This window comes from Deinococcus pimensis DSM 21231 (assembly GCF_000519345.1).
GTDB lineage: Bacteria > Deinococcota > Deinococci > Deinococcales > Deinococcaceae > Deinococcus_A > Deinococcus_A pimensis.
The window spans coordinates 45637-50914 of record NZ_KI912633.1 but is presented as its reverse complement, the minus strand read 5'-3'; the positions used below and the strand labels follow the sequence as shown (position 1 = coordinate 50914).

The following is a 5278-nucleotide window of genomic DNA, read 5'->3' as shown; positions in this document are numbered from 1 at the left end:
CGCCGCGCGGGACCCAGGTGCGGCGCGCGGCGCGACAGGATGTCCTCCAGGCGATGCTGGACGGCCACGCGGACCGTCTCGCCCTCGGGCGTGAGGGGCGGCGCGGTCAGCAGCAGGCCCAGCAGGCCGGGCGGGCTGGCGTTGAGGTTCGCGTGGACGTCGAGGACGTCGTCGACGATGCCGCCGAGGTCCCGGTGCTCGCTGCGCCCGAGCGTCACGTCGAGCGCCTGCCCGAGCCGCTCGGTCCACTGCGCCTGCAACGTGGCGAGCAGCGCGCCCTTGTTGGGGAAGAACTGGTAGAGCGAGCCGACGGACACGCCCGCGCGCTGGGCGATGTGGTTCGTGCTGGCGTTCTCGTACCCCACCTCGACGAAGACGAGCGCGGCCGCCTCCAGGATCGCGGCCACCATGCGGCGGCTGCGGACCTGGCGGGGCATTCGGCGGGGAGACAGGGCCTGACGCGGAAGCATGGGCCCAGGATAGCGAAACGCGAGCGCGCGCCGCCGTGCGGTTGTCGCGCGGCATACAAACGCGAGCAAACACTCGTACTGCGATGCACGTGAAAGGGGAGCCCGGCACGCCGGGCTCCCCCTCCACTCCGCGGTCTAGTACGGCTGCGCCTCGTGGCTGATCTCCTCCGCCTCGCGCGCCGCCGCGCGCAGCTTCTCCCGCACGCTGCGCGCGTCCTGCCCGAGCCCCTCGGCCACGCGGCGTCCGTAGTCCTCGTCGCAGGAGCTCAGCAGGTCGATCATGCGCTCCTGGATGAGCGGACGGCAGTCCTTGAGGGCCGAGACGAGGTTGCGGATCAGCTCGTCACGCTCGAAGTCCGAGAAGAGCCGGTAGCGCTCGCCCGCCTGACCGAAGTCGTTCGTCCGCTCGATCTTCTGCCGGACCAGACGGCCCTCCACGTACGGCTCGTGCTCCGCGCCGCTCGGCGCGGCCTCCGACAGGCCGCCCAGCGAGGACGGCTCGTAGTTCACGTGCGGGTTCTGCCCGGGCGCGAGGTCCACGCGGTACGCCATCTGCCCGCCGCGCTGGTTCGTCGCGACGTGCGCCTGCGGCGCGTTGATGGGAAGCTGCAGGTAGTTCGCGCCGACGCGGTAGCGCTGCGTGTCCGAGTAGGAGAAGGTGCGGCCCTGCAGCAGCTTGTCGTCGCTGAAGTCCAGGCCGTCCACGAGGACGCCCGTGCCGAAGGCCACCTGCTCCACCTCCGCGTGGAAGTCCACCGGGTTGCGGTCGAGGACCATGCGGCCCACCGCCAGGAACGGGAACTGCTCCTCCGGCCACAGCTTCGTCGGGTCGAGCGGATCGAAGTCCAGCTCGGGGTGCTCGCCGTCCTCCATGATCTGCACGAACAGCTCCCACTCGGGGAAGTTGCCCTCCTCGATCGCCTGGTAGAGGTCCGTGGTGGCGTGGTTGAAGTTCTTGCCCTGGATGCGCTCCGCCTCCTCCTGCGTGAGGTTGCGGATGCCCTGCTTCGGCTCCCAGTGGTACTTCACGAGGACGCCCTCGCCGTCCTTGTTCACCCACTTGTACGTGTTCACGCCGCTGCCCTGCATCTCGCGGTAGTTGGCAGGAATGCCCCACGGGGAGAACAGGAACGTGATCATGTGCATCGCCTCGGGCGTGTTGCTCACGAAGTCGAAGAAGCGCTCCATGTCCTGCACGTTCGTGACCGGGTCGGGCTTGAAGGCGTGCACCATGTCGGGGAACTTCATCGCGTCACGGATGAAGAACACCTTGAGGTTGTTCCCGACGAGGTCCCAGTTGCCGTCCTCGGTGTAGAACTTCACCGCGAAGCCGCGCGGGTCGCGCAACGTCTCCGGCGAGTGCCCGCCGTGGATCACCGTGGAGAAGCGCACGAAGACGGGCGTGCGCTTGCCCGCCTCCTGGAAGAGCTTCGCGCGGGTGAACCTGGACACCGGATCCTCGCCGACCTTCCCGTACGCCTCGAAGTAGCCGTGGGCGCCCGCGCCGCGCGCGTGCACCACGCGCTCCGGAATGCGTTCGCGGTCGAAGTGCGTGATCTTCTCGAGGAAGTGGTAGTTCTCCAGCGTCGTCGGGCCGCGCGAGCCGACCGTGCGGAGGTTCTGGTTGTCGTAGACGGGGTGCCCCTGACGGGTCGTGAGCGTCTTGCCGCCCTGCGTCTGCTCGTCGGTGTTGGGCTGGTCGTCGTTCATGAGGCCTCCTCGCGGTGAGCCTGGAGAGAGGTGAGTCCCGGCTCGTGGCAGGTGATCATACGTCAGGCTCTCGGTCCATTGCAGCAGCCCGGCCCCACAGAACGCTGAGCGTCCCCCGAAGGGGACGCCCGGCAAAGGTTCACACGGGAAGCGTGGACTCAGCCTTCGAGGGTCGCCTCGACCTTGATGTTCACGTTGCCGCGCAGCGCGCCGCTCACGGGGCAGCCCTGCTCGGCCTGCTCGGCGAACTGCTGGAACTGCGACTGGTCCACGCCGGGCACGCGTCCGCGCGTGCGCAGCACGATCGAGCCGATGCGGAAGCCGCCGCCGGACGCGTCCATCTCCAGCGTCGCCTCGGTCTGGAGGCTCTCGGCGGTGTGGCCGGCGCTCGCGAGGACGTTCGAGAAGGCCATCGTGAAGCAGCCCGCGTGCGCCGCCGCGATGAGCTCCTCGGGGTTCGTGCCGGGCTGGTTCTCGAAGCGGGTGCGGAAGCTGTAGGGCGTGTCCCGGAAGACGCCGCTGGGGGCGCTCATGGTGCCGCTGCCGCTGCGGAGGTCGCCGCTCCACTGGGCGTTCGCCTTGCGCTGGATGTTCGCCATGGGAATGCTCCTTTCGTCCGGCTCGCGGGGAGGTCCGGTCGGACTCGCGCCCACCATACGGCCCGCCCGTGGAGCGCGCCCTTCACGCGTCCTTGAGCTCGTACGCTCTCCTACGGAAGGTTCAGGTTCCTCTGTGACGCCGCTCTCCGGGCGGGCCTAGCCTCCGGGCATGACCACCTCGAACGAAGGCGCGGACGCCGTACGCCGGGCGGCGCGGCCCCTCGCGGGCGGCTCGGACGACTACGACGGGCTGCTCGACGCGATCGGCGACGCCCGCCTCGTCCTCATCGGGGAGGCGTCGCACGGCACGCGCGAGTTCTACCGCGAGCGCGCCCGCATCACGCGCCGCCTCATCGAGGAGCGCGGCTTCCGCGCGGTCGCCGTGGAGGCCGACTGGCCCGACGCGCTGCGCGTGCACCGCTACGTGCGCGGCGCGTCGGGCGACGCGAGCGCTCTGGAGGCCCTGGGGGACTTCGAACGCTTCCCGCGCTGGATGTGGCGCAACGAGGACGTGCAGCACTTCGTGGAGTGGCTGCGTGAGCACAACGAGCGCCACCCGGAGGCGGGCGCGGGCTTCTACGGCATCGACCTCTACAGCCTGCACCGCAGCATGGACGCCGTGGTGGAGTACCTGCGCCGCACCGACCCCGAGGCCGCCGAACGCGCCCGCGCCCGCTACGCCTGCTTCGAGCACTTCGGGGAGGACCCGCAGGCCTACGGGTACGCCGCCGGGCGCGGCGTGGGGGAGCTGTGCGAGGACGCCGTCGTGGAGCAGCTCGTGGAGCTCCGCAGGCGCGAGGACGAACTCCTGCGCGCCGGAGGCTCCCCGGAGGAGCACTTCCACGCGGAGCAGAACGCCCGCCTGGCCCTGAACGCCGAACGCTACTACCGCGCGATGTTCCGGGGCCGCGAGGACACCTGGAACCTGCGCGACACGCACATGATGGACACCCTCGACGCGCTGCGGGAGCACCTCGGGCCCGACGGGCGCGGCCCCGCGCGCGTGGTGGTGTGGGCGCACAACTCGCACCTCGGGGACGCCCGCGCGACCGACATGGGTGAGCGGCGCGGGGAGCTCAACGTGGGGCAGCTCGCGCGCGAGCGGCACCCCGACGAGACCTTCCTGATCGGTCAGCTCACCCATCACGGCGAGGTCACCGCCGCCGACGACTGGGGCGACCCCGCCCGCAGGCGGCGCGTGCGGCCCGGCCTCAGGGGCAGCCACGAGGAGCTCCTGCACGGGGTGGGCCTCCCGGCCTTCTGGCTGGACCTGCGCCACGAGGACACGCCGGAGGTGCTGCGGGAGGAGCGCCTGCAGCGCTTCATCGGCGTGATCTACGCCCCGCGGACGGAGCGCTGGAGCCACTACTCGCACGCGCGCCTCACGGAGCAGTACGACGCGGTGCTGTACTTCGACGGGACGAACGCCGTGGTGCCGCTCGACCCGACGAGCGGGTGGACCGAGGGCGAGCCCCTCGACACCTCGCCGTCGGGCCTCTGATTGAATGGGCCCATGCTCGTCGACTACCACACCCACCACTACCGCTGCGGTCACGCGACGGGCGACCTGATCGACTACGCGCGCGCGGCGGCGCGGCGCGGCCTCTCGGAGATCGGCCTGAGCGACCACAGCCCCATCTACCACCTCGGGCCCGATCCGCACGCGCGGCCCGGCACGGCCATGGCGCAGGGCGAGTTCCCCGCGTACGTCGAGGAGATGCGCCGCGTCCGCGACGAGCTGCGCGGCGACGTCACCGTGCGGCTCGGCGTGGAGAGCGACTACGTGCTCGGCTGGGACGACCACTACCGCGCCCTGTGGCAGGACGCGGGCCTCGACTACGTCATTGGGAGCGTGCACTGGCTGGGCACGTGGAGCATCTTCAACCGGGACCTGCCGCGCGGACGCACCCGGCAGGACGTGTACGAGGAGTACCTGCGCACCACGCAGGCGGCGGCGAGGAGCGGTGCGTACGACGTCATCGGGCACCTCGACTGCCTCAAGACGCGCGGGCACATCCCGGACCTCGGCGTGACGCCCCTGCTGGAGGAGACCGTCGCGGTCCTCAGGGAGGCCGACGTGACGATCGAGCTCAACACGAGCGGCTGGCGCAAGGGCCTCGGGGAGCCCTTCCCGCGCGAGGCGTGGCTGAACGTCTGCTTCGAGCAGGGCGTGCCCGTCACGCTCGGCAGCGACTCGCACCGACCGCAGGACGTCGGCGCGGACTTCGACGAGGCCGTCCGGCTCCTGCGGCGCGTCGGCTACCGCGAGTTCGCCGCCTTCGAGGGCCGCGTCCGGACGATGCGCCCGCTGGACTGAGCGAGGAGGCCCGGCGAGCGCCGGGCCTCCTCGCTCAGTTTCGGGTTCAACTGGCGCGGCTGTTGGCCTTCGCCTCGTCGCGGACGCGCGCGGCCTCCTCGGGGGTGAGGTCGGCGAGGTCGCGGACGTCGCGGCCGAGCACCTCGCCCGCGTACTGCGCGGGGGACTTCGCGGCGTGCGGG

General features: G+C 71.2%; 5 protein-coding genes. 2 read left to right on the top strand and 3 right to left on the bottom strand.

The window, feature by feature from the left end; all coding sequences use genetic code 11:
- From DEIPI_RS40850 to DEIPI_RS0104785, 3 genes are all read right to left on the bottom strand, one after another.
- Positions 1–470 (bottom strand): TetR/AcrR family transcriptional regulator (locus DEIPI_RS40850; protein ID WP_084473966.1); only part of this gene is annotated, 470 nt, incomplete at its 3' end.
- A gap of 135 nt (positions 471–605) precedes the next feature.
- Complete coding sequence (locus tag DEIPI_RS0104790) at positions 606–2180, bottom strand: catalase (protein WP_045233666.1); 1575 nt, start codon at positions 2178–2180, stop codon at positions 606–608.
- A 158-nt stretch (positions 2181–2338) separates the two neighbouring features.
- A complete protein-coding gene (locus DEIPI_RS0104785) occupies positions 2339–2779 on the bottom strand; it encodes an OsmC family protein (protein ID WP_027481020.1) in 441 nt (146 codons plus the stop codon).
- 169 nt (positions 2780–2948) lie between these two features.
- Between DEIPI_RS0104785 and DEIPI_RS0104780 the strand changes: the two genes are divergently transcribed.
- The gene (locus DEIPI_RS0104780) at positions 2949–4280 is read left to right on the top strand and encodes an erythromycin esterase family protein (protein ID WP_027481019.1); all 1332 of its coding nucleotides are present in this window, start codon (positions 2949–2951) and stop codon (positions 4278–4280) included.
- A gap of 12 nt (positions 4281–4292) precedes the next feature.
- The gene (locus DEIPI_RS0104775; RefSeq protein WP_027481018.1) at positions 4293–5096 is read left to right on the top strand and encodes a histidinol-phosphatase HisJ family protein; all 804 of its coding nucleotides are present in this window, start codon (positions 4293–4295) and stop codon (positions 5094–5096) included.
- Positions 5097–5278: the final 182 nt, after the last annotated feature.